We start from the raw sequence: 23,609 nt of genomic DNA on the forward strand, positions 1-23,609 counted from the left end.
CATAGACATGCGATCAGTTTTTGGGCTGGAGTTTAAAACTTGGCATCCAGCCTCACACCAAAGTAGCGGAAGGCATCACGTGCAGGTGTCCATGTCGTATTGCTGACAGTCAGCACCGGGTTGGGGGCCTTGCTACTCCAGCTACCGACGCCGGTGAAGCCAGTATTGGCGTAATGGCGGTCAAACAGGTTATTGACGAAGAAACTCAATTTATATTTGTTCGTCTTGTCCTTGATGCCAAAGCCGATATTGGTCACGCTGATGCTGGGTACGGCGAGAGTCGGATCCTGGTTCAGGTTCGTGATGACATCGCTCTGATACCGTACGCTGCCGGTAAAGAAAGCGTCGAAAGGCAGGTTGCTGAAATGCAGGTCATATTGTCCGCCTACATTGGCCTTGATCTTTGGTGCATTCGGCATTCTCGCACCGGCCAGGTTTTGTACATTTTGCCCGCCATACTGTGCTGACTTCAACTGGCATTCTGCATTGAAGCCACCGTTCGGGCTGCCTGCCACGTTATAGCATGGTGCGTTCGGAAAATCGGTAATGGTGGCATCGGTATAGGCAAAACTGCCGTTGAGGATCAGATCCCTGGTCACCAGTGCCGACACGTCCATTTCTACACCACGTGTCTGTACACCGCCTACGCTGTTGAGACGAGTGACATAGGTGGTTGTACCTGGCAGGTAACCGCCAGAATTTTGCTGATAGTCGCTGAATTTACTGTTAAAGGCAGCCACATTCAGTGTCAGTCGGTTATCGAGAAAATTACCTTTGAGACCCAGTTCAAAGGTCTTGGCAGTTTCTGATTTAACCGGTTGCTGGGCCGCAGTGGCCGCATTGAGGCCACTGGTCAGGTCATACGCCAGGCCTTTGTAGCCGGTAGAACCCATTGCATAGACCATCAGGTTATTGTTGACCTGATGTTGCAGGCTGAGTTTGCCCGTTGTCGCATTTTCAGTATTGTCGAGGCTGGAGAAATAGTCTGTCTGTACATAGGCGCCTGGAGGCGGTGCACCGACAGAAAAGCGGTAGCCTGAAGTTTCGCGGTTATAGCGCAAGCCGGCCAATACACTGTAATCCTTGGCGAAATCCCAGGTCGCCTGACCAAATACTGCGCTGTTGACGTTATAGGTATCGGTAAAATATTGTATCGGCGTTGTCAGCGCAATGCCGTTATAGCCTCGTACAAAATGCCGTTCAATGGAGTTCTTGCCGTACCAGTAACCGGCAACATAACGTACAGCACCTTTGTCATTGGAGGTGTAGCGCAATTCCTGCGTTTGTGACTTCACATCAAAGGTGCCGTATTGTATGTACCCGGCATTGACGCCTGCTGCCTTGCCATTTGCCAGTGGATAGTACAGCAGGGTAGACACATCGACAAAATCCTGGTCACGCGAGTCGTTGGCGTAGTAGCGGTCAACTGAGGAAATCGATGCCAGGGTAGAACCATCAGGGAACGTGTAGGTGAATTTGAGGCCAGCCCCACGGCTGGTTGATTCTTGCCCTGTCATTGCATCATTGCGTATATCGACATTATCCGGGCCTATGTGTATGCCGTTGAGCAGTGTACTGGCAGGTAACTGGGCAATATTGGACAGCAGGCCACCCTGGGCCGGCGTCAGGCTAGTCAGCACCAGCGCGCAACACGAAGTGATCGTGCGGTTATAGCGGGGTGAAAAATCGACATCGATATTGTCAGTGGGATGCCAGCTCAGTTTCGCCATGAAGGTCTTGCCGCCAGAACCGTTGACCTTGCTGCCATCTGTCAAGTTATTGACGTTGCCTGGGAAGCGTGTATCACTGGCGGTGAACCTGAAGCCGAATTTTTCTGATACCTCACCACCATAACTGGCACCGATACGCCATTCCCCGTCGCTGGTGTACAGGCTGCTGACGCTGCCTGCCAGCGGGCCGGAAATGGGTTTGGTGACGATGTTGACAGCACCGGCGATCGCGCTCTTGCCAAACAGGGTACTTTGCGGCCCCTTGAGGATTTCTATGCGTGAAATATCTGTCAGATCCTGGAATGCCTTGACCTGCATGCCCATGGGAATATCATCAATGATCACGGCCACATCAGCTTCCACACCTATGCCTATCGAGGTTGTTCCTATGCCACGCATGTTGATGCCATTGTTGGCAGGAGTAGAACCGTAAGTGATGGACAAGGCGGGTGACAGGTTGATGACGTCAGCGATTTCCCTGACGTTGTTACGCTGTAGCGTGGCGTCGCCAAGCACAGAAATGGCCATTGGTACCTGCTCCAGTTTTTCTATGCGTTTGTTGGCAGAAATTACGACTTCGGTCAGCTTGCCCTTTTCCGATTCGGAAGTATTTTCCTGTTGTGCATAACTGCTCTGGGTCACGCCAAGGATGACCAGACTGGCTGCAAAGGCGATAGGTTTTAACTGATAGGGCTTGTTTTTGTACTGTTTGTTGCGAATGCTCATCTTCATTACTGTCTCCGGTTTTTTATGGTGTCTGTTTTTTTTTATATCTTGTTGTTTGCTGATATGGCATGCCTTGCATTTATTGATAACGGATAGTCCATTTAATGCGTAGCGATCTTGCGGATGGCAATTTTTGTGTGCTGCATGTGACGTGATTTTTCAGCGGCCCGCCCGGGGTTTGAAAATAGGCTTCACCCAGTACTTTTTTAATCGTGCATTGCGCCAGACCTTCTACGGTAAATTCGGTGACGCCACCCTGGCTGAAGCGGATATGTGTACCTTCCTGAGTTGCTGCGTCAGAAAAAGTGCTGAACTCCAGAGATGCCTGCTGTATGTGTGCTGTGCCGGTTTCCGTATAGTTATCGGTTCGGGAAATAACGCCAGGTGCCAGTTCATAGGTACTGCTGAGTTTTACGCGTTCATCTTTTTGTGGCGGCCTGACTTCACCTGTCATGCGGGTCAGTCCGTCTTGCTGATAAGTCACTGTGTGTGTTTTTGCTGCGCTGCTGGTTTGTATATTTTTAATGAAAGCAGTCGCCAGCAACTGGCTGCCATCCTCCATTGTCAGTTTCGGTATCAGTTGTGGATGCGCAAAGCCACTGTCGGGTATGCCGGCGATGATGTCGTTGGAAAATGGCAAAGGGTAATAGGGGCTATTGGCATGCTGGCTGGCCCCGCCACTGGCCAGCAACAGGCTGAACACATGCTGCTGGTCACGATAGATGGCCAGCGCCCTGTCGTATTCACCACGCGCAAACCAGGTCAGTTGAAATACTGGCTGTGTCTTGTCTGCCCAGGCTTGCAGATCAGGTAGCGGCAAGCTGTTTTCATAACCCAGTTTGCGCCAGATGGCATTGGTGGTCAGCAGTTGGTGCAGTAGCGAGAAATTTTCTCCTAGCACGCGATGCGCGCCACGATAGGCATCGGTTTTTCTGCCCTTGCCCCACAGGTCGACGGAATGTAATTGCGGGTCATACCAGAAGTTTAAAAATTTTGCGAACACGCGTGTTGAATACGCATAGGCATAGTCTCTTTCAACCGGTGTCAATATATCCAGTGCAGCTGATGCCGAGAGGATTTCCAGTATGGCAGTGTCGCCATACGCCCCTATGCTGCGGCCAAAGCTGAAACCATCCCCTTTGTCATTGGCAATGTTAAGCGCAATATCAGCAGCCTTGCGCAATTTCAGCTTCAGGTCGGGTCGTACTTCTTTGCCGGTTTCCAGCAGGCGATGGCAAATTTCGGCGATCAGCAAAATGCTGTAGCGGTCAAAGCGGCCCTCGCCATCCGTCTCGTCAGAAAAACCGTATTCACCGGAATGGGCATCATAGTGTTCCAGCAATTTCGTCAACAGCCGTTCACTACCACTGACATCTTCCCAGCCCAATAGCATGCGCAAGCGGGCGACGCCAAATGCCACGCCATAATAATTGGTCGGCAGGTTGATCAGCTTTAGGTCTGCTTCATTGACGAAGCTGCGCCAGTCCAGTTGTTTTTTTAGTTGCGTCAGCGTGGCCGGGCTGACAGCCTGATCCAGCAAGCCTGCCTGCTTGATCTGGTACAGCGACAGCAGATAATAATAAATGCCCCAGGTATGGTTTTCCAGATCCACAGTCATATCTGCACTGATGCGGAAGTTTTTCATTGCCTGGGCACGCGCCTGCTGATCCAGTGCCGGGTTCAGCATCAGGTGCGCGAGGCCAGTGGCAATTTTCCCTGGCAGGAATTTATCCTTGCCATTGAATGCCGGGTAACCCGCCAGCGTGGTTTGCAGTTTTTCGGCCAGCAGTTTTTGCGAAAGAAAATCCAGTTGCGGATACAGTTCTTTTTGCACCAGGGTATTCATGGGCAGATTTGCCGACATGCTGGATATATGCGCCGTATCAGTGGCCGCTGCATGGCTAAAGACTGCTGTGGCCAATACGAGTGCCAAGCCTTTCAGGCACAGCCGGCTCGTGATTGTTTTCTTGTAATTCATGTGTCTCCTGAATAATTATTGTTTTCCTTTATTAACGCCAAAATTCAGCGTTTTAAATTTTAGGAAAACGTTTAACTAAATAGTAGATGAATTCAAAATGAAGGTAAACCTGATTTTATAAATTTTTGCGGAATAGTCGCTTGAGAAGCTTCTATGATGGTAAATGGCTTATAAATAAGCTAATTGCCTGTCAGTGTAGCAAGGCAGATGAAAGGAAAACGTTTTCTAATTTGTCGTTTTTTAGCACATATCTAGCCGAACCAAGTATGGGCAACTTGCGACTATCTCGGCGATACAGTCCAGTGTCACAGATGCACGCAGTCATTTCCGGCTCATGACGGATGAGCGCATGATCAGTTTTGCATCTACTGTGGTGAGCTCATTGCCGGTATCGCCGTTGATCATGTTTATCAGCTTGCGCATGGCAGTCACGCCCATTTCTTCGCTTTGCAAATCCACAGTAGTCAGGGCCGGTGAAATATAGCGGCCATACTGGATATTGTCGAACCCGGCCACCGACACATCTTTGGGGATATCAAACCCCAGGCTTTGTGCCTCTTTCATGAAGCCCAGTGCCATCAGGTCGTTATAGCAAACCACCGCATCGGGATGCTGCCTGCCCAGCATGATGGTGGAACACAGTCGCTCACCCTCCTGCGCTGACGGAGAATTGGTATTGTAGACATCGGCCGTTAACTGATGTTCTGCCAGGCATTCCTGTATACCTGCCAGACGTTCTTCGTCGCGGCGTGACTTGCCAAAACCTAGGTAGGCTATGCGTTTATGACCCAGCGTGATCAAATGCTGGGCCAACATGTAAGCCCCCTTGTGATCATCACTGCTGACACAGGGGAAAGCCAGTTGCGTCAGGCGGCCAAAGAAGACCAGGGGCTTTTCCAGTTGGCCGGTCCAGCTGAGTTCGCTTTCTGTCATGCGTGAAAAAATGATCATGCCATCGACGCGGCGGCTCAGTGCCTCAATCAAGAGTTTTTCACGGCCAAGGTTTTCTTCTGTATCGACGAGTAGCAAGGTATAGCTGTGTTCTATCGCGATGCGATTGGCGCCTTTGACGATACTGGTGAAGTGCGGGTTGCTGACATCGAGGATGGACAGGCCGATGGATTTGGTGCGTCCGGTGATCATCGATTGTGCTAGCGGGTTAGAGTGATAACCCAGGTCCCGTATGACTTCCGTAATCTTCGCTTCCACAGAAGAAGAAAACCTTTGTGTGCCATTGATGAATTTTGAAATGGTGGCAGTCGACACGCCTGCTCCGGCGGCAACATCACGTATGGTCGGTAATTTCTTTTTCATTGGTGTGGAAAGCGTTTAACTAAAAGAGCAAAACAGGAGTGCATGGTACACCACAAGTACGGGAGCGCGCGCAAGTCCTCAACCCGCAAAACTTGTGGTGTACCTGATTACCAGCTAGTGCCGCTTGCCCAGGCAAGCTTTCAGCGCTGTTTCCAGTGTCACTTTGCCATACCTTGTTTCCATTTCACCATCAAAGGCGATATGACCGCTGTTGAAGCCATCGAACATTTCTGCGAAGGCGAGGGCGCTTGCAGGAGGAAAGCCTTTGCTGATGAGCATGGCTTCCCATTCGTGGCGGGGAACCGCAACGGCCTCGACAGGTCGGCCCAGCAACCGTGCTGGTGAAGCATGCTGCGCTGCCACCCCTGGATTTGCTGGCCCAGGCCGCTGCCTATCCGCAATTTGCTGCGCGTTACCCTTTGCGTCACGGTTATGCCACGGATGATATCTATGCTGAGCTTGGTTTGCCCAGGCCACTTATCTCGCTGGAGGCACCTTATTTCTATGCCGGGAATTTTGCCGCAGAACATGCGAATCTGGTCGCTGTATTGCCGGAACGTGCGGCCAGGACATGGCAGGCAGGTCGTTCTTTGCAAGTGATTCCGCTCGATATCGCCAGCCTGAGTTTTGATTATTGCCTGATCTGGCATGAAAGCCGGCATCGTGATCCGGCGATGAAATGGTTCCGGGACCTATTGGTCAACAATGCGCAAACCAGTGTACAAGCTAAAGCAGCAACGCATGCCTGAAGGTCTGCCCATGCAGTTGCAGTCGCGGGTCGCTATTTTCGAAAACCGGACTGACGTAGCGAAAAATCCCATAATTATTTGACCGCACCAGATTTTTCTATATACTTAGTTAAACGTTTAACTTGAATGCAAAATCAATTGGTTATTATGTATTCAATGTCATTCACTAACCTTGATATGCCAACCCACAATGATGATGAGTGAACAATTTAGCGAAAAGCCTTTCAGGCGTCTGTTGCTGACAGGGGCGGCCGGTGGCCTCGGGCGCGTATTGCGTGAGCGCATCAAGCCCTGGGCCAGCATCGTGCGTCTCAGTGATATTGTGTCTGTCGACAATTTGCGTGAGGGTGAAGAAGCACAGGTCTGTGATCTGGCCGACAAGGCGGCTGTGCTTGAATTGCTCAGAGATGTCGATGCGGTCTTGCATTTCGGCGGCATTTCTGTCGAAGACAAGTTTGAACCCATCATGCAGGCGAACATACTTGGTATGCACAATCTGTATGAGGCGGTACACAAGCTTGGTATCAAACGTGTCATCTATGCCAGTTCCAGTCATGTCGTGGGTTTTTACCGCACGACCGATTTGATTGATGCAGACAGTCCCTTGCGGCCTGATGGCTTTTACGGCTTGAGCAAATGTTTTGGCGAAGCGCTATCGCGCTATTACTACGACCGCTTTGGCATAGAGACAGTGTGCCTGCGCATAGGTTCTTCTTTTCCAGAACCAAGGAACAGTCGCATGATGGTGACTTACCTCAGTTACGATGATTTGCTTGAACTGATCAAGGCGGCATTGTTTACACCCAGAGTGGGGCATAGCATTGTTTTCGGCATGTCGGATAATCCGGTCAAATGGTGGGATAACCGCAAGGCTGCACATCTGGGTTTTAAGCCGAATGACAGTTCAAGCGAATTTGCCGCACGCTTCCCTTTATCTGCTGACCGGCCTGATGCTGGTGACCTGAGCAGCCTTTATCAGGGTGGGCCGTTTGTCGTAGCCGGACCGCAATATTAAGGGCGCATGATGCGATCAATTCTTTCTGCTGGCTTGCTGGTCTGTTACGCAGGCCACGCCAGTGTTGTCAATGCTACGCTGGCCCCCACGGGGGTGACTGGTAATACACTATGCCTGAACGCACAAAACGCTGATCAGTCAGGCACCTATGCCAGGATAGAAAGTGTATTTGGCAAGGGTGCGGTAGAAACGCCCAGCGATATACTTTACACGCCAGTCAGGCCACATATTACTCAAGGCGGTGACGCTATCGTTCCTGCTTATTTCTCAGTAATTGCCATAGATCCGACAGACGTCAACCTGGATGGTAAAACCGTGGCCGAGGGCAGTGACCGTTCACGCACCGAAATCAAGATCGCCCCCAGCCTGACGGGCATGCATCAGGCCTTCAAGGCGCATGAAGGTGATTCCTTCATTTATGCCTGGCGTTTCAGGATTGATGCCGGCATGAAGTTTTCGCCTTCATTCACGCACATTCATCAGATCAAGGCGTACGGTGGCCGCTATGCAGAGCCGCCACTGATCACCTTCACGCCATTGGCTAACGGACGGATGGAAGTGCGGCAGATTGATGATCTCAAAAATGATGGCGGTACTTTTCATGTACTTGGTACGGTCGCCCTAAGTCAGATACAGGGGCAATGGATAAGTGTGCGTGAACAGATTGTATTTTCAAATTCTGGCGGCCGGTATCAATTGACCATGCGAAATCAGGATGACAAATCTGTGCTCGACATAGACAGCAAGGGTTTGCAACTATGGCGTACAGGTGCCGATCATATGCGGCCCAAATGGGGCATTTACCGCAAGCACCATGCGATGCTGAACCAGTCCATGGACGATTATGTGTACTTTGCCAATTTTGCGATCACACATGGCGAACAGGCAGATTCAACCTGCCGCTAAGCCATGCGCGCTTTTAATTCCCTGGCCGCCGATTGCAGGATTTCATCAGACAATGCGGCATCATTGACGGCGCGTGCCAGCGATACAGCCCCTACCATCGTCGCCAGTGCCGCAATTGCCGCCGTGCGTTTTGATGCCGATTTTTCGCTGGCGATCAGCTCGCCCAGCACCTTCAGATAAAGGCTGACCTGGCTGGTGTAGGCAGAGCGTGCCTTGTCATTGCTGCGCGCGACATCTGCCGCCAGTGCCGTCACGGCGCAACTGCTGGCCAGACCGTCGCGGTGTGCGATACTCAGATAGCCATCGACCAAAGCGGTAAACAATATTTGTCTGCTTTGCGTGCTGTTCGCTATTGCTGCAACCGCCTGCCCCCCATCCTGCAATGCCCTGGCAACGGCTTCTGCCACCAGCTCTTCACGCGAGGCAAAATGGCGGTAGAAACCACCATGCGTCATGCCCGCATCTTTCATCAGGTCTGCCACACCGATGCCTTCAATTCCGATTTCACGGAAGCGGGCAGCAGCTATCCTGACAATGCGCTCGTGATTTTCTGCCTTTTCTGCCTTTGAACTACCCATGCAGCCACACCTTGAATTTCTATACTTGACAAAGAGGATTATACTCGTCATCATCTTTTTAAGGATGATGTATATCATCCTGATTCTTGCCAAAAACCGATAACCTGAATGAAATAGCAATTCCAGGCTGGATAATGTGCAAGTGCGCGCAAGTGAATCATTAAACAAATAATTGAGTCAATAATGAGCAAATGCGCAATATCGATTGATCAACCAGGAGTAATGCCATGCCCATGATAGACATTTATGCCGCCGAAGATCTTTTCCCTGCCGGCACTGATCGCCAGCTTGCTGAACAACTGACCGCAGCTTTATTGCGTGCCGAAGGTGTGGCCCAGCCTGGCCCGGCCCATACGCACAATACGGGTGCCTATATCCATCGCATGCCCGCATCGGCGGTGCATACTGCGGCTACTGATGCAGCGCGTACCGTGCGTATACAAGTGGTCACGCCGCCAGCAGCTTTAAGCCGGGAAGGCCAGAAAATGTTTGTGAAAGAGGCGACATCGATCGTCGCGCAAATTTCTGGTGATCCTACGCAAGTGACGCGCACCTGGGTTTTGCTGACAGAAGCGGCTGAAGGTGGCTGGGGTATCGCGGGTACCGCTTTTGGGCGGGCTGAATTTGCGGCATTGCTCGCCCCCAAAACCGCCTGAGACAGCATGGTTCTTGCCGGATGTGGCCTGCTATTATCTTTTCAGATGCGGCGATATTGAAAAGCGAAAACTGGTGACCGAGTTAAAAACCTGACCGGGGCTTAACAAGGTCGTCGGGAAACTGGCATGGTTGGGGCTGTCCGGCAAATGCTGGGTTTCAAAGGCAAAGCCATCATGGCGCTGGTAAGGCTTGCCTTCGCTGGCGATTTCGCTGCCATCGAAGCCATTGCCGCTAAAGAATTGTACGGAGGGCTCTGTCGTCAGCACCTGCATATGGCGTCCGGAATGGCTTTCAACGATATTGGCAACCAGTTCAAGCTGTCCATTCCAGTCTGAAAATACCAGGCTATGATCATAGCCTGGTGGTTTGCCCAGTTCATTCGCGGCTTGCACAAGGCGCTGGCTAATCCCTGTGGGCTGGCGGAAATCCAGCGCTGTATCCTGCACGCTCAATAAATTTCCAGTGGGAACGCGTTTATCATCGGTTTCGGCATAGCGATCTGCCCTTATCTGGAATATATGCGAGGCCAGACCCGGGGAGCCAGCACCGGCCAGATTGAAATACGCGTGATTGGTCAAATTGATGACGGTAGGTGCCGTGCTGCGCGCATTGTATTCAATACGGAATTCATTGCTGGCATGGAGCAGGCGATAGGTGACGCTGACATCAAGCTCGCCAGGCATGCCCTGATCACCGTCGGGGCTGACCAGATGAAATACCGAACCCAGACTTTGTTCATCGACAAAATCACGTCTTTGCCAGACCCGTTTATCAAAGCCATCCGGGTCGCCATGAACGGCCAGCCCACGCTGGTTTGGCGTTAGCGAGATAACTTTGCCGTTCAGTGTGAATTGGGCATGAGCTATCCGCCGCTGCATAGCGGCCTATGACGGCAGCGTGTCGGTGTCTGGTTTTTTGATAAGACGCCAGGTCGGGGAGGCTCAACACGATATTTTCCATTTTCCCCTGACGGTCCGGTACCGTGATGGAAGTGATGGTCGCGCCATAGTCTATATAGCAGACCTGCATCAGCGCATTATTGCTGATACAGGTTTCTTCGACGTGCGTCCCCTCTTTTGTATTGCCCCAGGCTTGTACCTGCATGTCCGCCGCGCTGGCGCATGTCGCAAGCGTAAGAAAAAACAGCCAGAATACAGGGGTTAAAATTAGCAGATTCCGCATGGCAATGGATGAAGTGTCTCGAGCTTTATTCTTACCTGAAATGAAATGCCAGACATGAAAAAACCAATTTAAATCTGCTGATTGTGAGGAATATGCAGGCGACAAATTTCTGTCGAACACCTGCGGATACATTTCAAAAACAGGCTGATGTTGCCGCAGTGCTATAATATGTGGCATTGATGTAGAGAAACTAATTTCTTTATATCCAATCCCATTCCCCTTCATGTCCAAAAGTACTTCCTGGACGTCGCTTGTTTGTGTTTCGTCGCATACATGCCTTACCAGCCTTTAAGGTGCTGGTGGTTTTGGGCATTTGAAAAATCTTTTTGAGGCAATATGTTTAGGAAAATCATTCCCTTGGCGCTGCTCGTGGGCAGTTTATTTATTTCTTTTGCGCAAGCCGCAGAAAAACTTACAGTGGGCCTGATCGCCACTACCAGCATAGAGGACACCCGCAAGCGCTGGCAGCCTTTGCTGGATGATCTGGCCAAAAGTACCGGTACAGAAGTCACTGCTGCGGTGTCCACCAATTACAACGATATTCTGGCTGGACTGAAGAATAACACCATACAAATCGCCTGGCTCAGCAGCAAGGTGGCTCTGGATGCGGTGGAAGATGGCAAGGCTACGGTTTTCGCCCAGATGGTGAAAAGCGATGGTTCGCGTGGTTACAATTCGGTACTGATCGTTTCGAATAAAAGTGCTTTAACCAGTTTTGAGCAAATTGTTGCCAAACCGGGTGTCTTCATTTTTGCTGATGGCGATAAAAAATCGACATCTGGCCACCTGGTACCTGCCTATTACCTGTTTGCAAAAAATAAAGCTGACCCTGCCAAACTCTTTAAAAAAGTTCTGTCAGGCAATCATCAGGCAAATTTCTCTTCGATTCTGAGGGGCGAAGCAGATGTGGCTACCTTTAATACCGAAGAAATGGACCGTTTGAAGAAAGAAGCACCTGACCAGCTCGATAAAATACGCGTGATCTGGTCGTCTCCGCTGATTCCGAATGACCCTATTATGTATCGCAAAGACCTGTCGCCAGCGATGAAAACCCGTATCGAAGACTTCTTTGCCAATTATGGCAAGCAAAAAGCCAATGCTGAAACCCTGAAAAACATTCTGAATTTGTCAGGTTTTCAACGTTCTAACGATGCGCAGCTGAAACCGGTGGCCGATTTAGCATTATTTAGCGTTTTGCGTGAAAATCTGAACAATCCCAGCTTAACAGATGCGCAAAAACAAAAGAAATTTGACGAAGTCAGCGCAAGATTTGGCAAATTGAGCTTTGCGTTGGAGATCGCAAGGATCAAATAGATTGTAAAAATGCTTTAAATCATAGGAAATATGACAATTTATAGAGGTATTTCGTTGTTTTTTATAAAAAATATAAAAAAATTCCTCTGTTTTGTAACTTTTCATGTCAACTGAATGGCGAATCAGTGCGTTTTTGGACTAAAGAATCTTTGCTTGCACCTTCCATACGGCGAAGATTCCCTTACAGGAGTCAGAAAATGATTTACGAAATACTGGTTCGCCCTACGGACAACAGCAAGAAAATGAGCTCAGATAATCTTATCTGGATTGAAAGCGACATGACCACGCGCTGTTTCGAGAAGTGGCTGCGCGAAAGATCACTGCTGGATGCCAGTGGCCACGCACCTGTCGTGCGCTGGGGTATCGTACAGACTACCCGTCCTGCGCATTACAAGCTGGCGACACAGGCAAAAGCGCTGAAAAACCGTATTTCTGAATTAATGACTGGTGTGCCTGAAATCATGGCGGTACCAGATGCATCACGTGCTTTGAAAGTGTTCCGCTTGAAAAGCCCGGTGCAAGAGTTGATTGCTGCCTGATTGCAGCTGCAAACCCGCAGGTTTTGGATAGATAAGTCTCTTCGCATGAATTATTGCCCGCAAACCGGGCAATAATTTTTGACAAGCCAGCCAGGCGCAAGCACAATCCAGACTCTTTTTGGATTCTTCCGCTGCGCAAATGGCTAGATTAGCCCGACTCGTTATCCCACATCAGCAACATCATGTCATGCAGCGTGGCAATGCCGGCACTGTTATTTTTCATGATGCCGAAGATCACACCAGCTTCCTTCAGTGGCTGAAAGAAGCTGCGCGCCTGTTCGGCGTGGCCATACACGCCTATGTGCTGATGCCTGATCACCTGCATCTGTTACTCACTCCTAGCGACGAAACCGGTCTTGGCAAGATGATGCAATGGCTGGGTCGTCACTATGTCCCTTATTTCAATCGCAAATACCAGCGTAGCGGCAGCTTGTGGCAGGGGCGCTATCGCGCCACAGTGATTGAGGCGACCAAGTACTTTATCCCATGCAGTATCTATATAGAAAACAGTCCGCAGCGCGCTGGCCTGGTAGCTGATTTGCTCGATTTTGCCTGGTCAAGTTACCGGCATCACATAGGCTTGCAGATCGATCCGCTGATTTCTGACCATAGCAGTTATTGGGCTTTGGGAAATACACCGTTTCAAAGGGAAGCTGCCTATCGTGAATGCCTGGAGCAGGGGCTGTCATCTGCACAAATCGCAGAGATAGTTGATGCCAGCAGCAAAGCCTGGGTACTGGGTTCTGCCAGTTTCAAGGCAGCCATGAGCAAGCTGACTGAACGCAGAATTGAACCCGTCAGTCGTGGTCGCCCACGCAAGGCAGTGCAAGTGCCTGATATTAAACAATAAATCTCTTTTGCTTTTTCATCGTCAAGTTTGCCAGAACTCATTGAGATTATCTTTATTTAATTGAATTTACTATGTCCCCAATTTAATTTTAATGGAAATTAATTTATATTAATTAGACACTGACCCTAATTAAATTAGTTGAATAATATTTTGCACTGCACTATTCTCTACCTGTCCTGACAGGATTTACGCAAAACTGTCGATGCCGGGTAACCATCCCGCCTCATTTGTCCGCGTAGTGCCATGTTCCTTACCCGGAGGCCTGGCCCAAGGTTTGAAAACCCATTCAAGCCAACGTCATCTGACTGCCACCCGCAGTAAAAAAATAGCCTGACTGGCTGACAGCTGTTTCACGTAAGTCCTGATATTAAATTGCCCTCCGGAGATCCACTATGCACGCTCAAGGTTTGTATGACCCATCCAATGAACATGATGCCTGTGGCGTCGGTTTTATTGCTCATATCAAGGGCAAGAAAACCCATGCCATCGTTGACCAGGGTTTATTGATATTGAAAAACCTTGATCACAGGGGTGCGGTTGGTGCAGACCCGCTGATGGGCGACGGTGCCGGCATTTTGATCCAGATACCTGACCAGTATTACCGCGAGGAGATGGCCAAGCAGGGTATCAACCTGCCGCCACCGGGCGAATATGGCGTAGGCATGATCTTCTTGCCGAAAGAGCATGCATCGCGCCTGGCTTGTGAGCAGGAGATAGAACGTGCCGTGCGCGCTGAAGGCCAGGTTGTACTGGGCTGGCGTGACGTGCCGGTTGACCGCGACATGCCGATGTCACCGACCGTGCGTGAAAAAGAGCCAGTGATACGTCAGATATTCATTGGTCGCGGCCCTGACATCATGGTCACTGATGCGCTGGAACGCAAACTGTATGTGATCCGCAAATCGGCCGTGCATGCGATTGAAGCCCTGAAACTAATACACGGCAAAGAATATTTCGTCCCTTCGATGTCAGCCCGCACGATAGTCTATAAAGGCTTGCTGCTGGCCGACCAGGTTGGTGTCTACTATAAAGACTTGCAGGATGCGCGCTGCGTCTCTGCACTGGCCCTCGTGCATCAACGTTTTTCTACCAATACCTTCCCTGAATGGCCATTGGCCCACCCTTACCGCATGATTGCGCATAACGGTGAGATCAACACAGTCAAAGGCAACTTCAACTGGATGCGCGCCCGTGAAGGCGTCATGAAATCGGCGGTGCTGGGCGATGATCTGCAAAAACTGTATCCACTGATATTTGAAGGCCAGTCGGACACAGCCAGCTTTGATAATGCGCTGGAGCTGCTGGTGATGGCTGGTTACCCCATTGCGCAAGCCATGATGATGATGATCCCCGAAGCCTGGGAAAACCACACCATGATGGATGAAAACCGCCGCGCCTTCTATGAATACCACGCTGCCATGATGGAACCATGGGACGGTCCGGCCGCCATGGCCTTTACCGATGGCCGCCAGATCGGCGGTACACTGGACCGCAATGGCTTGCGCCCTGCACGTTATATCGTCACGGACGATGACCTTGTCGTCATGGCATCTGAATCCGGCGTCTTGCCTATCCCTGAATCCAAGATCATCAAGAAATGGCGTCTGCAACCAGGCAAGATGTTCCTTATCGACTTGGAAGCAGGCCGCATCATCGATGACAAGGAAATCAAGGATACCTACGCCAATGCCAAGCCTTACAAGCAATGGATACGCTCAGTCCGTATCAAGCTCAATGAGTTGAAGGCAGCAGAAGACAAAGCGGAATACAGTGCCAGCCTGCTTGATCGTCAGCAAGCCTTTGGTTATACACAGGAAGACTTGAAATTCCTGATGGCCCCTATGGCATCCGGTGCGGAAGAAGCCATCGGTTCCATGGGCAATGATTCTTCACTGGCCGTGATGTCGAACAAACTCAAGCCGCTATACAACTACTTCAAACAGTTGTTTGCGCAGGTGACCAATCCACCGATAGACCCTATCCGCGAAGCGATGGTGATGTCACTCGTGTCTTTCATCGGCCCCAAGCCAAATCTGCTCGACACTAACAACATTAACCCGCCGATGCGCCTGGAAGTGTCGCAACCGATACTGGATTTCGCCGACATCGCCAAATTGCGCAATATCAGCGCCAATACGGGTGGCAAGTTCAAATCGTATGAACTGGATATCTGTTACCCCGTCGCCTGGGGCAAGGACGGTATCGAAGCGCGCCTCGCATCAATCTGTGCTGAAGTCGTTGATGCGGTCAAGTCCGGCCACAACATCATGATCATCACTGACCGCAAGATGGATGCATACTATGTCGCCATTCCGGCATTGCTGGCAACTTCTACCGTTCATCAGCACCTGGTCAGCAAGGGTTTGCGCACTACGACAGGCCTGGTGGTAGAAACTGGTTCTGCCCGCGAAACCCACCACTTTGCGCTGCTTGCAGGGTATGGTGCAGAGGCAGTCCATCCTTACCTGGCGATGCAGACACTGGCCGATATGGCAAAAGACCTGTCGGGTGATTTGTCGGCAGAAAAAGCTGTCTACAACTATACCAAGGCGATCGGCAAGGGCTTGATGAAAGTCATGTCCAAGATGGGTATTTCGACTTATATGTCGTACTGCGGCGCGCAGATATTTGAAGCCATCGGCCTCAATAAATCCTTGGTTGACAAATACTTCAAAGGCACCGCATCGAATGTGGAAGGTATAGGCGTATTTGAAGTGGCAGAAGAAGCACTGCGCCTGCACAAGGCTGCCTTTGGCAATGACCCCGTGCTGGAAAACGCGCTCGACGCAGGCGGCGAATATGCCTACCGTGTACGTGGTGAAGACCATATGTGGACACCGGATGCAATTGCCAAACTCCAGCATTCCACGCGTTCCAACAACTATAATTCGTATAAAGAATACGCCCAGATCATCAATGATCAGACCAGGCGTCACATGACCCTGCGTGGCCTGTTTGAATTCAAAATCGATCCCGCTAAAGCCATTCCGCTCGACCAAGTAGAGCCAGCCAAGGAAATCGTCAAACGCTTTGCCACCGGCGCGATGTCGCTGGGTTCCATCAGTACTGAAGCGCATGCAACCCTGGCTGTGGCGATGAACCGCATAGGCGGTAAATCCAACACGGGTGAAGGCGGGGAAGATCCGGCTCGTTACCAGCAAGAGTTGAAAGGCATCCCTATCAAGCAGGGGGCGACACTGGCGTCAGTCATCGGCAAGGACCAGATCGAAGTGGATATTCCCTTGCAGGATGGCGATTCGCTGCGTTCTAAAATCAAACAGGTTGCATCCGGCCGTTTTGGTGTGACGGCTGAATACCTGAGTTCTGCCGATCAGATACAGATCAAAATGGCGCAGGGTGCCAAGCCGGGTGAGGGTGGTCAGTTGCCAGGTCACAAGGTTTCTGAATACATCGCCAAACTGCGTTTCTCCGTACCTGGCGTGGGTTTGATTTCACCGCCGCCGCACCATGATATTTATTCGATTGAAGATCTGGCGCAACTGATCCATGACTTGAAAAACGTCAATCCCAAAGCCTCGATTTCGGTCAAGCTGGTATCTGAAGTGGGCGTTGGCACGATCGCTGCCGGTGTTTCCAAGGCCAAGGCTGATCACGTTGTTATTGCCGGTCATGACGGTGGTACTGGCGCATCGCCTTTGTCGTCCATCAAGCATGCTGGCACACCGTGGGAGCTGGGCTTGTCTGAAACCCAGCAAACCCTGGTCCTGAATGGCTTGCGTGGCCGTGTGCGCGTACAGGCTGATGGCCAAATGAAGACTGGCCGTGACGTGGCGATTGCCGCCATGCTGGGAGCCGATGAAATCGGTTTTGCCACGGCACCACTGGTGGTAGAGGGTTGCATCATGATGCGTAAATGCCATCTGAATACCTGCCCGGTCGGCGTGGCAACACAAGACCCGGTCTTGCGTGCAAAATTTTCTGGCAAGCCAGAATATGTCGTCAACTATTTCTTCTTCGTTGCAGAAGAAGTCCGTCAGATCATGGCACAACTGGGCATACGTACGTATGACGAACTGATAGGCCGTGTTGATTTGCTCGACAAGTCAAAAGCAGTGACGCACTGGAAAGCCAAAGGTCTGGATTTCAGCCGCATCTTCCATCAGCCTGAACTGGCTGAAGGCGCTGCTATCCGCCATGTTGATGTACAGGATCATGGCCTTGAAAAAGCACTCGACAACAAACTGATTGCACAGGCAAAAATCGCTTTGGAAACCGGTGAAAAAGTGTCCTTCATTTCACCTATCAAAAACCTTAACCGTACCGTAGGCACCATGCTGTCGGGCGAAGTTGCCAAAAAATATGGCCATGCCGGTTTGCCGGATGACACCATCCATATCCAGTTGCAGGGTACGGCCGGTCAGTCTGCCGGTGCTTTCCTGGCGCATGGCGTGACGCTGGATCTGGTCGGTGAAGGGAATGATTATGTCGGCAAAGGCTTGTCTGGTGGCCGCATCATCATCCGTCCAAACACTGAATTCCGTGGCTGGGCGGTGGACAACATCATCTGCGGTAACACTGTCCTGTACGGCGCCATCTCCGGCGAGGCTTTCATCAATGGTGTTGCCGGCGAACGCTTTGCTGTGCGTAATTCAGGCGCGGTAGCGGTCATCGAAGGTACTGGCGATCATGGTTGCGAATATATGACAGGCGGCACTGTCATCGTACTCGGCAACACGGGACGTAACTTTGCCGCCGGTATGTCAGGTGGTATCGCTTATGTGTATGACCCGGAAGGCGAATTCGAACCCAAGTGCAATATGTCCATGGTGACGCTGGAGCAGGTGCTGGCTGGTGATGTGCAGGTAGCGACACTGGACAAATCGCTTTGGCATAGCCGCTTGCGTGGTGGCGAGGGTGAGACTGATGAGGCCATCTTGCGCAATCTGATAGAGCGTCATTTCAAACATACAGGCAGCACCCGTGCGCGCAACTTGCTTGATGACTGGGCGCGTAGCCGCGCCAAATTCGTCAAGGTATTCCCTACCGAATACAAGCGCGCTCTGGGTGAGATGTATGCAGCCAGACAAGCCACTGCGAAAAAAGAAAAAGTCGCCGCATAAGTCGAGTCAAGCAATGCCGCCTTCATTTGCGGCGGTATTGCACTCCTGTGCCAAATCAGAATGACAGGGCAGATGCCCGCAACGATATTGAGGTTAGAAAATGGGTAAAGTTACCGGTTTCATGGAATACCAGCGTTTGCAGGAAGCAAGCGAAGCACCGCAGTCACGCAAAAAGCATTACAAGGAATTTCTGGTGCATCTTGATGATGGCCAGGTCAAAGTGCAGGCAGCACGCTGTATGGATTGTGGCATCCCTTTCTGTAATAACGGCTGCCCCGTGAACAACATCATCCCTGACTGGAATGACCTAGTCTTCAACGGCAATTACAAACTGGCGCTCGATACGCTGCATTCGACGAATAATTTCCCTGAATTCACTGGCCGTATTTGCCCCGCGCCTTGTGAATCGGCCTGTACCCTGGGTATCAATAGCGATGCCGTCGGTATCAAATCAATAGAACATTTCATCATCGACAAAGGCTGGGAAAATGGCTGGGTCGTACCGCAAGTGCCATCCATCAAGACCGGCAAGAAAATTGCCGTGGTGGGTTCAGGCCCCGCAGGCATGGCAGCAGCACAGCAACTGGCGCGCGTAGGTCACGATGTGACTGTATTTGAAAAGAATGACCGCGTTGGTGGCTTGCTGCGTTATGGCATTCCTGACTTCAAGATGGAAAAATCTCACATCGACCGTCGTGTCGATCAGATGGTGGCAGAGGGCGTGACTTTCCGCACCAGCGTATTCGTTGGCAAGGACTTTCCGGCAACAGTCACCAACTGGGCCAAGGAAACCATCTCGCCTGAGCAGCTGCAAAAAGATTTCGATGCCGTCATCATCGCAGGTGGTGCAGAAACCCCGCGTGACCTGCCTGTGCCAGGCCGTGAACTCAAAGGCGTGTATTTCGCCATGGACTTTTTGCCTTTGCAAAACAAGGTCAATGCTGGTGACAAGGTCAAGGACCAGATCATGGCCAGTGGCAAGCATGTTGTTGTCATCGGTGGTGGTGATACCGGTTCTGACTGCGTTGGTACATCCAACCGTCACGGTGCCAAATCAGTCGCCCAGTTTGAACTGATGCCGCAACCACCTGAGCAAGAAAACAAACCCATGGTCTGGCCTTACTGGCCAACCAAGCTGCGCACCTCTTCTTCCCATGAAGAAGGTTGCGACCGTGACTGGGCGGTAGCGACCAAGCGTCTTGAAGGTAAGGCTGGCAAGGTAGAAAAGCTGATCGCCTGCCGTGTTGAATGGAAAGACGGCAAAATGCAGGAAGTGCCAGATTCTGAATTTGAAATGAAGGCAGACCTGGTTTTGCTGGCCATGGGCTTTGTCTCCCCGGTACAACAGGTGCTCGATGCTTTTGGTGTCGACAAGGACGCGCGCGGCAATGCCAGGGCAACGACTGATGGAGTTGGCTGCTATAAAACCAATGTCGACAAAGTCTATGCAGCTGGCGACATGCGTCGTGGACAATCGCTGGTCGTCTGGGCAATACGCGAAGGTCGCCAGTGCGCACGTGAAGTTGATGCTTTCCTCATGGGCGATTCGGTATTGCCACGTTGATCCCCTGTTCTGATTGCACTGGCATCAGCATCTGCTGCCAGTGCGTTAAGGGTAGAATGCAGGCTGCATGGAGGTGATTTGCGGCTGATTTTTTGGTGATAATTTGGAAACAGTCGCAAAAAGTTAACAATAAATAAAATATTTGTAAATTACTGACTTGTTGTTCATTAAAATTTTTTATTTTCTTTCCGTGCCTTTGAATTAAATTCGGGATTGGCGGCTTTTAATGTATTTTGCATTGAAATGCCGTTATACTCAGAATATTCATCAAATCATTGTTTTTTTGGCATAGTTGTCTGTACAACCCGTTTTCTGGTTCTGCATTACAATCTAGTTTTTACGAAACTATCTCTTCTGCTGTGCCAAATCTTGTAGAAATTCGTGATGTCCAGTTTGGGTATGGAGATCGGACTATTTTGTCTGAACTTTCCATGGATTTCCCACGTGGTAAATTGATTGCTGTCATGGGTGGATCGGGCTCTGGCAAGACCACCATATTGCGTCTGATTGGCGGACAAATTCGTGCCCAGCATGGTAGCGTCAAGGTGGATGGGCAAGAAGTCAGTACTCTCGATACCCAGGGCTTATATGCCATACGCAGAAAAATGGGCATGTTGTTTCAGCATGGTGCCTTGTTCACCGACCTGAATGTTTTTGATAATGTTGCTTTCCCCATGCGTGAGCATACGGATCTCAGCGCGTCCATGATACATGACCTGGTTCTGCTTAAATTACAAGCGGTGGGTCTGCGCAATGCGGCAACGTTAATGCCAGCAGAAATTTCTGGTGGCATGGCCAGACGTGTTGCCCTGGCGCGTGCCGTGGCGCTGGACCCGCAACTGATCATGTATGACGAACCATTTGCCGGGCTCGATCCCATCTCCATGGGTGTTGCTGCCAATCTGATACGGAACTTGAACGATGCTTTGGGGTCTACGTCGATTCTGGTGTCGCATGATGTGAACGAGACTTTTGCCATTGCAGATTATGTGTACTTTTTATCCAAAGGCAAGATAGTTGCTCAGGGCACTCCTGAAGAAATGCAGGCTTCTGACGACCCCTATGTCAGGCAGTTCGTGCACGCTGAGGCAGATGGTCCGGTTCCTTTCCATTATCCGGGGACATCGTTGCAAGATGATCTGGGCCTGGAGAAGCGCGCATGATAGTCGAGAAAATAGGTGGTGTCGTCAGATCCGGTTTGGCAGATCTTGGCTATGCGGCCCGTAGTTTTCTGTTGATATTGAAGAGTTGCGCTGGCTTGTGGCGGCGACCGCGTCTGGTGACCGACCAGATTCACTTCATCGGCAATTATTCGATGGTGATCATTGCAGTATCCGGTCTGTTTGTGGGCTTCGTGCTTGCCTATCAGGGTTATTACACCCTGAACCGTTATGGTTCTGAAGAAGCTTTAGGTTTACTGGTAGCACTATCCTTGACGCGTGAACTGGGGCCAGTGGTGACCGCGCTGTTGTTTGCCGGCAGGGCTGGCACTTCGCTGACTGCCGAAATCGGCCTGATGAAAGCGGGTGAACAATTGTCGGCAATGGAAATGATGGCCGTCAACCCCATACAAAGGGTGCTGGCACCACGGTTTTTGGCAGGCATCATTGCCATGCCGGTACTGACATCGATTTTCAATGCAATGGGCATTATTGGTGGCTACATCGTGGGTGTGAAGCTGATCGGTGTTGACAACGGCGCTTTCTGGTCGCAGATGCAGGCTGGCGTGGAAGTCTGGCAAGACATAGGTAATGGTGTGATAAAAAGCATCGTTTTCGGTTTTGCAGTAAGCTTTGTAGCGCTGTTTCAGGGTTATGAAGCACAGCCTACACCTGAAGGTGTGGCGCGTGCCACCACCAGAACCGTGGTTATTTCCTCGTTATTGGTGTTATGGCTGGATTTCTTGCTGACGGCACTGATGTTCCAATAGTCAGGTTATCAGCGACGCTACACTGTTGTTTGCAGGCTTGAATTGACTAAGCTGGATGATAGAAAAACTGCGAGCAAGCTGATGAAGTGGCGCAAACTGAATTAATGTAATTGCTCTCCATGTGGACCCTGATTCCCCGAATCAGGGGGGCAAAGAGCAAAATGTAGGGAAAGAAAAATGCAAAAAAAATCTCTCGATTTCTGGGTCGGCCTGTTTGTTATCCTGGGTGCGGCTGCACTCTTGTTCCTGGCTTTGAAGGCAGGCAACCTGAGTTCGCTGTCATTTGAACAAAACTACACGGTCTCGGCGCGTTTTGACAATATTGGCGGCCTGAAACCACGTGCTGCGGTGAAGAGTGCCGGTGTCGTGGTCGGGCGCGTCAGCGAAATCAAATTTGACGACAAGACCTATCAGGCGACCGTGGTATTGCAACTGGAAAAGCGCTATAAATTCCCGAAAAACTCGTCAGCCAAGATACTGACAGCGGGTTTGCTGGGTGAACAATATATAGGTTTAGAGGCAGGCAGTTCAGATGATGTGCTAGCCGCCGGTGATAAATTGACATTTACGCAGTCTGCAATTGTGCTGGAAAATCTGATCAGTCAGTTCCTGTTCAGCAAGGCAGCAGACGGTAAAACGGAAGAGAAAAAATGATGATGACGAATAAATTTCTTGCTGGAAATAATGCAAACAGGATATTTACCATGTTCCTGTTGCTGGCCAGCTTGTTGCTGACGGGTTGCAGTACAGTGACGGTAGAAAAGATCAAAGACAAGGCCGATCAGACCCTGGATGTGCTGAGTACCAAGACCAATATCGGTAAAAACCCGCGCGACCCGCTGGAAGGCTTTAACCGTGCGATGTTCAGCTTTAATGACACAGTGGATCAGGCGGTAGTCATGCCTGTGGCAAAAGCGTATCGGACCGTGTTACCGACTTTTGTACAAACTGGTGTGGGTAATTTCTTCAGCAATATCGGTGACGTATGGAATGCTGTGAATAATCTCCTGCAAGGTCGTGTGAATGACAGTGTGACGGATGTCATGCGTTTTGCTGTCAATTCGACCATTGGTCTAGGCGGTGTGCTGGATATTGGTTCAGCGGCGGGCATGCCCAAGCACAATGAAGATTTTGGCCAGACTTTAGGGCGTTGGGGTGTCAAGTCAGGGCCTTATCTGGTCTTGCCGGTACTTGGGCCTTCAACAGTACGTGATGCGCTGGCGACACCCGTTGATATGCGTGGTGACCTCTGGTATTACAAACGCCCCATGTATATCAAGAATATAGGTTCAGTAGTACGTCTTATCGACAAACGTGCATCGGTACTGGATGCAGGCAGTTTGCTGGAAGAGGCAGCGCTGGATAAATATGTATTTTTCCGCGATGCCTATTTACAGCGTCGTGCAGGTCAGGTTAATCCCGACGAGGATTAATTGCTGCTATAGAGTGAGAGCAGGGTGTCCGCTGGTATTAGGTAATAATTTGTAAGAAATCAT

The 23,609-nt window shown here is 50.6% G+C and carries 20 protein-coding genes; 13 read left to right on the top strand and 7 right to left on the bottom strand.

Translation table 11 applies throughout. The features are described from left to right. Positions 1-32 precede the first annotated feature (32 nt). The 4 genes from ACO0LH_RS14705 to ACO0LH_RS14720 form a co-directional block, all read right to left on the bottom strand. Complete coding sequence (locus ACO0LH_RS14705) at positions 33-2,462, bottom strand: TonB-dependent receptor (protein ID WP_422941853.1); 2,430 nt, start codon at positions 2,460-2,462, stop codon at positions 33-35. A 73-nt stretch (positions 2,463-2,535) separates the two neighbouring features. Beyond that, a complete protein-coding gene (locus ACO0LH_RS14710) occupies positions 2,536-4,434 on the bottom strand; it encodes a hypothetical protein (RefSeq protein WP_422941854.1) in 1,899 nt (632 codons plus the stop codon). Between the two features lie 321 nt (positions 4,435-4,755). After that, entirely contained in the window at positions 4,756-5,748 is a 993-nt protein-coding gene (locus ACO0LH_RS14715) for a LacI family DNA-binding transcriptional regulator (RefSeq protein ID WP_422941855.1), read from the bottom strand. Between the two features lie 114 nt (positions 5,749-5,862). Further along, positions 5,863-6,111, bottom strand: coding sequence for a hypothetical protein (locus tag ACO0LH_RS14720; protein ID WP_422941856.1), 249 nt, complete (start codon positions 6,109-6,111; stop codon positions 5,863-5,865). Between ACO0LH_RS14720 and ACO0LH_RS14725 the strand changes: the two genes are divergently transcribed. From ACO0LH_RS14725 to ACO0LH_RS14735, 3 genes are all read left to right on the top strand, one after another. After that, positions 6,090-6,497 carry a LysR substrate-binding domain-containing protein gene (locus tag ACO0LH_RS14725; RefSeq protein WP_422941857.1) on the top strand — a complete coding sequence of 136 codons (408 nt, stop codon included), beginning with the start codon at positions 6,090-6,092 and terminating at the stop codon, positions 6,495-6,497. The two genes, ACO0LH_RS14720 and ACO0LH_RS14725, sit on opposite strands and share 22 nt — an antisense overlap. A gap of 190 nt (positions 6,498-6,687) precedes the next feature. Continuing rightward, positions 6,688-7,512 carry an NAD-dependent epimerase/dehydratase family protein gene (locus tag ACO0LH_RS14730; RefSeq protein WP_422941858.1) on the top strand — a complete coding sequence of 275 codons (825 nt, stop codon included), beginning with the start codon at positions 6,688-6,690 and terminating at the stop codon, positions 7,510-7,512. 9 nt (positions 7,513-7,521) lie between these two features. Next, on the top strand, positions 7,522-8,418 hold the full coding sequence (locus ACO0LH_RS14735) for a heparin lyase I family protein (protein WP_422941859.1): 897 nt from the start codon (positions 7,522-7,524) through the stop codon (positions 8,416-8,418). Here the strand turns inward: ACO0LH_RS14735 and ACO0LH_RS14740 are convergent. Further along, positions 8,415-8,996 (bottom strand): TetR/AcrR family transcriptional regulator, encoded by a 582-nt coding sequence (locus tag ACO0LH_RS14740; RefSeq protein ID WP_422941860.1) that lies wholly within the window; start codon positions 8,994-8,996, stop codon positions 8,415-8,417. The genes ACO0LH_RS14735 and ACO0LH_RS14740 overlap by 4 nt on opposite strands. 227 nt (positions 8,997-9,223) lie before the next feature. Between ACO0LH_RS14740 and ACO0LH_RS14745 the strand changes: the two genes are divergently transcribed. Further along, on the top strand, positions 9,224-9,652 hold the full coding sequence (locus ACO0LH_RS14745) for a tautomerase family protein (RefSeq protein ID WP_422941861.1): 429 nt from the start codon (positions 9,224-9,226) through the stop codon (positions 9,650-9,652). 33 nt (positions 9,653-9,685) lie between these two features. Here the strand turns inward: ACO0LH_RS14745 and ACO0LH_RS14750 are convergent, their stop codons facing one another. Next, positions 9,686-10,531 (bottom strand): aldose epimerase family protein, encoded by an 846-nt coding sequence (locus ACO0LH_RS14750; protein WP_422941862.1) that lies wholly within the window; start codon positions 10,529-10,531, stop codon positions 9,686-9,688. Continuing rightward, positions 10,425-11,060: a hypothetical protein gene (locus ACO0LH_RS14755; protein ID WP_422941863.1), complete on the bottom strand. Its 636-nt coding sequence runs from the start codon at positions 11,058-11,060 to the stop codon at positions 10,425-10,427. The genes ACO0LH_RS14750 and ACO0LH_RS14755 overlap by 107 nt, the downstream gene beginning before the upstream one ends. A gap of 111 nt (positions 11,061-11,171) precedes the next feature. Here ACO0LH_RS14755 and phnD point away from each other — a divergent pair, with 111 nt between their 5' ends. The 9 genes from phnD to ACO0LH_RS14800 all read left to right on the top strand — a co-directional run bounded on the left by phnD (position 11,172) and on the right by ACO0LH_RS14800 (position 23,546). After that, positions 11,172-12,149: a phosphate/phosphite/phosphonate ABC transporter substrate-binding protein gene (gene phnD / locus ACO0LH_RS14760; RefSeq protein ID WP_422941864.1), complete on the top strand. Its 978-nt coding sequence runs from the start codon at positions 11,172-11,174 to the stop codon at positions 12,147-12,149. A gap of 197 nt (positions 12,150-12,346) precedes the next feature. Further along, the gene (locus tag ACO0LH_RS14765; RefSeq protein WP_422941865.1) at positions 12,347-12,688 is read left to right on the top strand and encodes a hypothetical protein; all 342 of its coding nucleotides are present in this window, start codon (positions 12,347-12,349) and stop codon (positions 12,686-12,688) included. Between the two features lie 139 nt (positions 12,689-12,827). Then, positions 12,828-13,538, top strand: coding sequence for a transposase (locus tag ACO0LH_RS14770; protein WP_422941866.1), 711 nt, complete (start codon positions 12,828-12,830; stop codon positions 13,536-13,538). Between the two features lie 392 nt (positions 13,539-13,930). Beyond that, positions 13,931-18,619, top strand: coding sequence for a glutamate synthase-related protein (locus ACO0LH_RS14775; RefSeq protein ID WP_422941867.1), 4,689 nt, complete (start codon positions 13,931-13,933; stop codon positions 18,617-18,619). Positions 18,620-18,719: 100 nt separating this feature from the next. Continuing rightward, on the top strand, positions 18,720-20,183 hold the full coding sequence (locus ACO0LH_RS14780; protein ID WP_422941868.1) for a glutamate synthase subunit beta: 1,464 nt from the start codon (positions 18,720-18,722) through the stop codon (positions 20,181-20,183). Positions 20,184-20,542: 359 nt separating this feature from the next. Next, complete coding sequence (locus ACO0LH_RS14785; protein WP_422941869.1) at positions 20,543-21,346, top strand: ABC transporter ATP-binding protein; 804 nt, start codon at positions 20,543-20,545, stop codon at positions 21,344-21,346. Beyond that, the gene (mlaE, locus tag ACO0LH_RS14790; protein WP_422941870.1) at positions 21,343-22,113 is read left to right on the top strand and encodes a lipid asymmetry maintenance ABC transporter permease subunit MlaE; all 771 of its coding nucleotides are present in this window, start codon (positions 21,343-21,345) and stop codon (positions 22,111-22,113) included. The genes ACO0LH_RS14785 and mlaE overlap by 4 nt, the downstream gene beginning before the upstream one ends. Positions 22,114-22,290: 177 nt before the next feature. Beyond that, positions 22,291-22,767, top strand: coding sequence for an outer membrane lipid asymmetry maintenance protein MlaD (gene mlaD, locus ACO0LH_RS14795; RefSeq protein WP_422941871.1), 477 nt, complete (start codon positions 22,291-22,293; stop codon positions 22,765-22,767). A 2-nt stretch (positions 22,768-22,769) separates the two neighbouring features. Continuing rightward, positions 22,770-23,546 (top strand): MlaA family lipoprotein, encoded by a 777-nt coding sequence (locus ACO0LH_RS14800; protein WP_422941958.1) that lies wholly within the window; start codon positions 22,770-22,772, stop codon positions 23,544-23,546. Positions 23,547-23,609: the final 63 nt, after the last annotated feature.

Source organism: Undibacterium sp. TJN19 (assembly GCF_049339485.1).
Taxonomy (GTDB): Bacteria; Pseudomonadota; Gammaproteobacteria; order Burkholderiales; family Burkholderiaceae_D; genus Undibacterium.

Coding starts and splice junctions, on each gene's coding strand:
- ACO0LH_RS14765 (WP_422941865.1), top strand. CDS start 12,347: ATGATTTACGAAATACTGGTTCGCCCTACGGACAACAGCAAGAAAATG.
- mlaE (WP_422941870.1), top strand. CDS start 21,343: ATGATAGTCGAGAAAATAGGTGGTGTCGTCAGATCCGGTTTGGCAGAT.
- ACO0LH_RS14770 (WP_422941866.1), top strand. CDS start 12,828: ATGGCTAGATTAGCCCGACTCGTTATCCCACATCAGCAACATCATGTC.
- mlaD (WP_422941871.1), top strand. CDS start 22,291: ATGCAAAAAAAATCTCTCGATTTCTGGGTCGGCCTGTTTGTTATCCTG.
- phnD (WP_422941864.1), top strand. CDS start 11,172: ATGTTTAGGAAAATCATTCCCTTGGCGCTGCTCGTGGGCAGTTTATTT.
- ACO0LH_RS14800 (WP_422941958.1), top strand. CDS start 22,770: ATGACGAATAAATTTCTTGCTGGAAATAATGCAAACAGGATATTTACC.
- ACO0LH_RS14715 (WP_422941855.1), bottom strand. CDS start 5,748: ATGAAAAAGAAATTACCGACCATACGTGATGTTGCCGCCGGAGCAGGC.
- ACO0LH_RS14755 (WP_422941863.1), bottom strand. CDS start 11,060: ATGAAGGGGAATGGGATTGGATATAAAGAAATTAGTTTCTCTACATCA.
- ACO0LH_RS14750 (WP_422941862.1), bottom strand. CDS start 10,531: ATGCAGCGGCGGATAGCTCATGCCCAATTCACACTGAACGGCAAAGTT.
- ACO0LH_RS14740 (WP_422941860.1), bottom strand. CDS start 8,996: ATGGGTAGTTCAAAGGCAGAAAAGGCAGAAAATCACGAGCGCATTGTC.
- ACO0LH_RS14735 (WP_422941859.1), top strand. CDS start 7,522: ATGCGATCAATTCTTTCTGCTGGCTTGCTGGTCTGTTACGCAGGCCAC.
- ACO0LH_RS14710 (WP_422941854.1), bottom strand. CDS start 4,434: ATGAATTACAAGAAAACAATCACGAGCCGGCTGTGCCTGAAAGGCTTG.
- ACO0LH_RS14730 (WP_422941858.1), top strand. CDS start 6,688: ATGATGATGAGTGAACAATTTAGCGAAAAGCCTTTCAGGCGTCTGTTG.
- ACO0LH_RS14775 (WP_422941867.1), top strand. CDS start 13,931: ATGCACGCTCAAGGTTTGTATGACCCATCCAATGAACATGATGCCTGT.
- ACO0LH_RS14705 (WP_422941853.1), bottom strand. CDS start 2,462: ATGAAGATGAGCATTCGCAACAAACAGTACAAAAACAAGCCCTATCAG.
- ACO0LH_RS14780 (WP_422941868.1), top strand. CDS start 18,720: ATGGGTAAAGTTACCGGTTTCATGGAATACCAGCGTTTGCAGGAAGCA.
- ACO0LH_RS14745 (WP_422941861.1), top strand. CDS start 9,224: ATGCCCATGATAGACATTTATGCCGCCGAAGATCTTTTCCCTGCCGGC.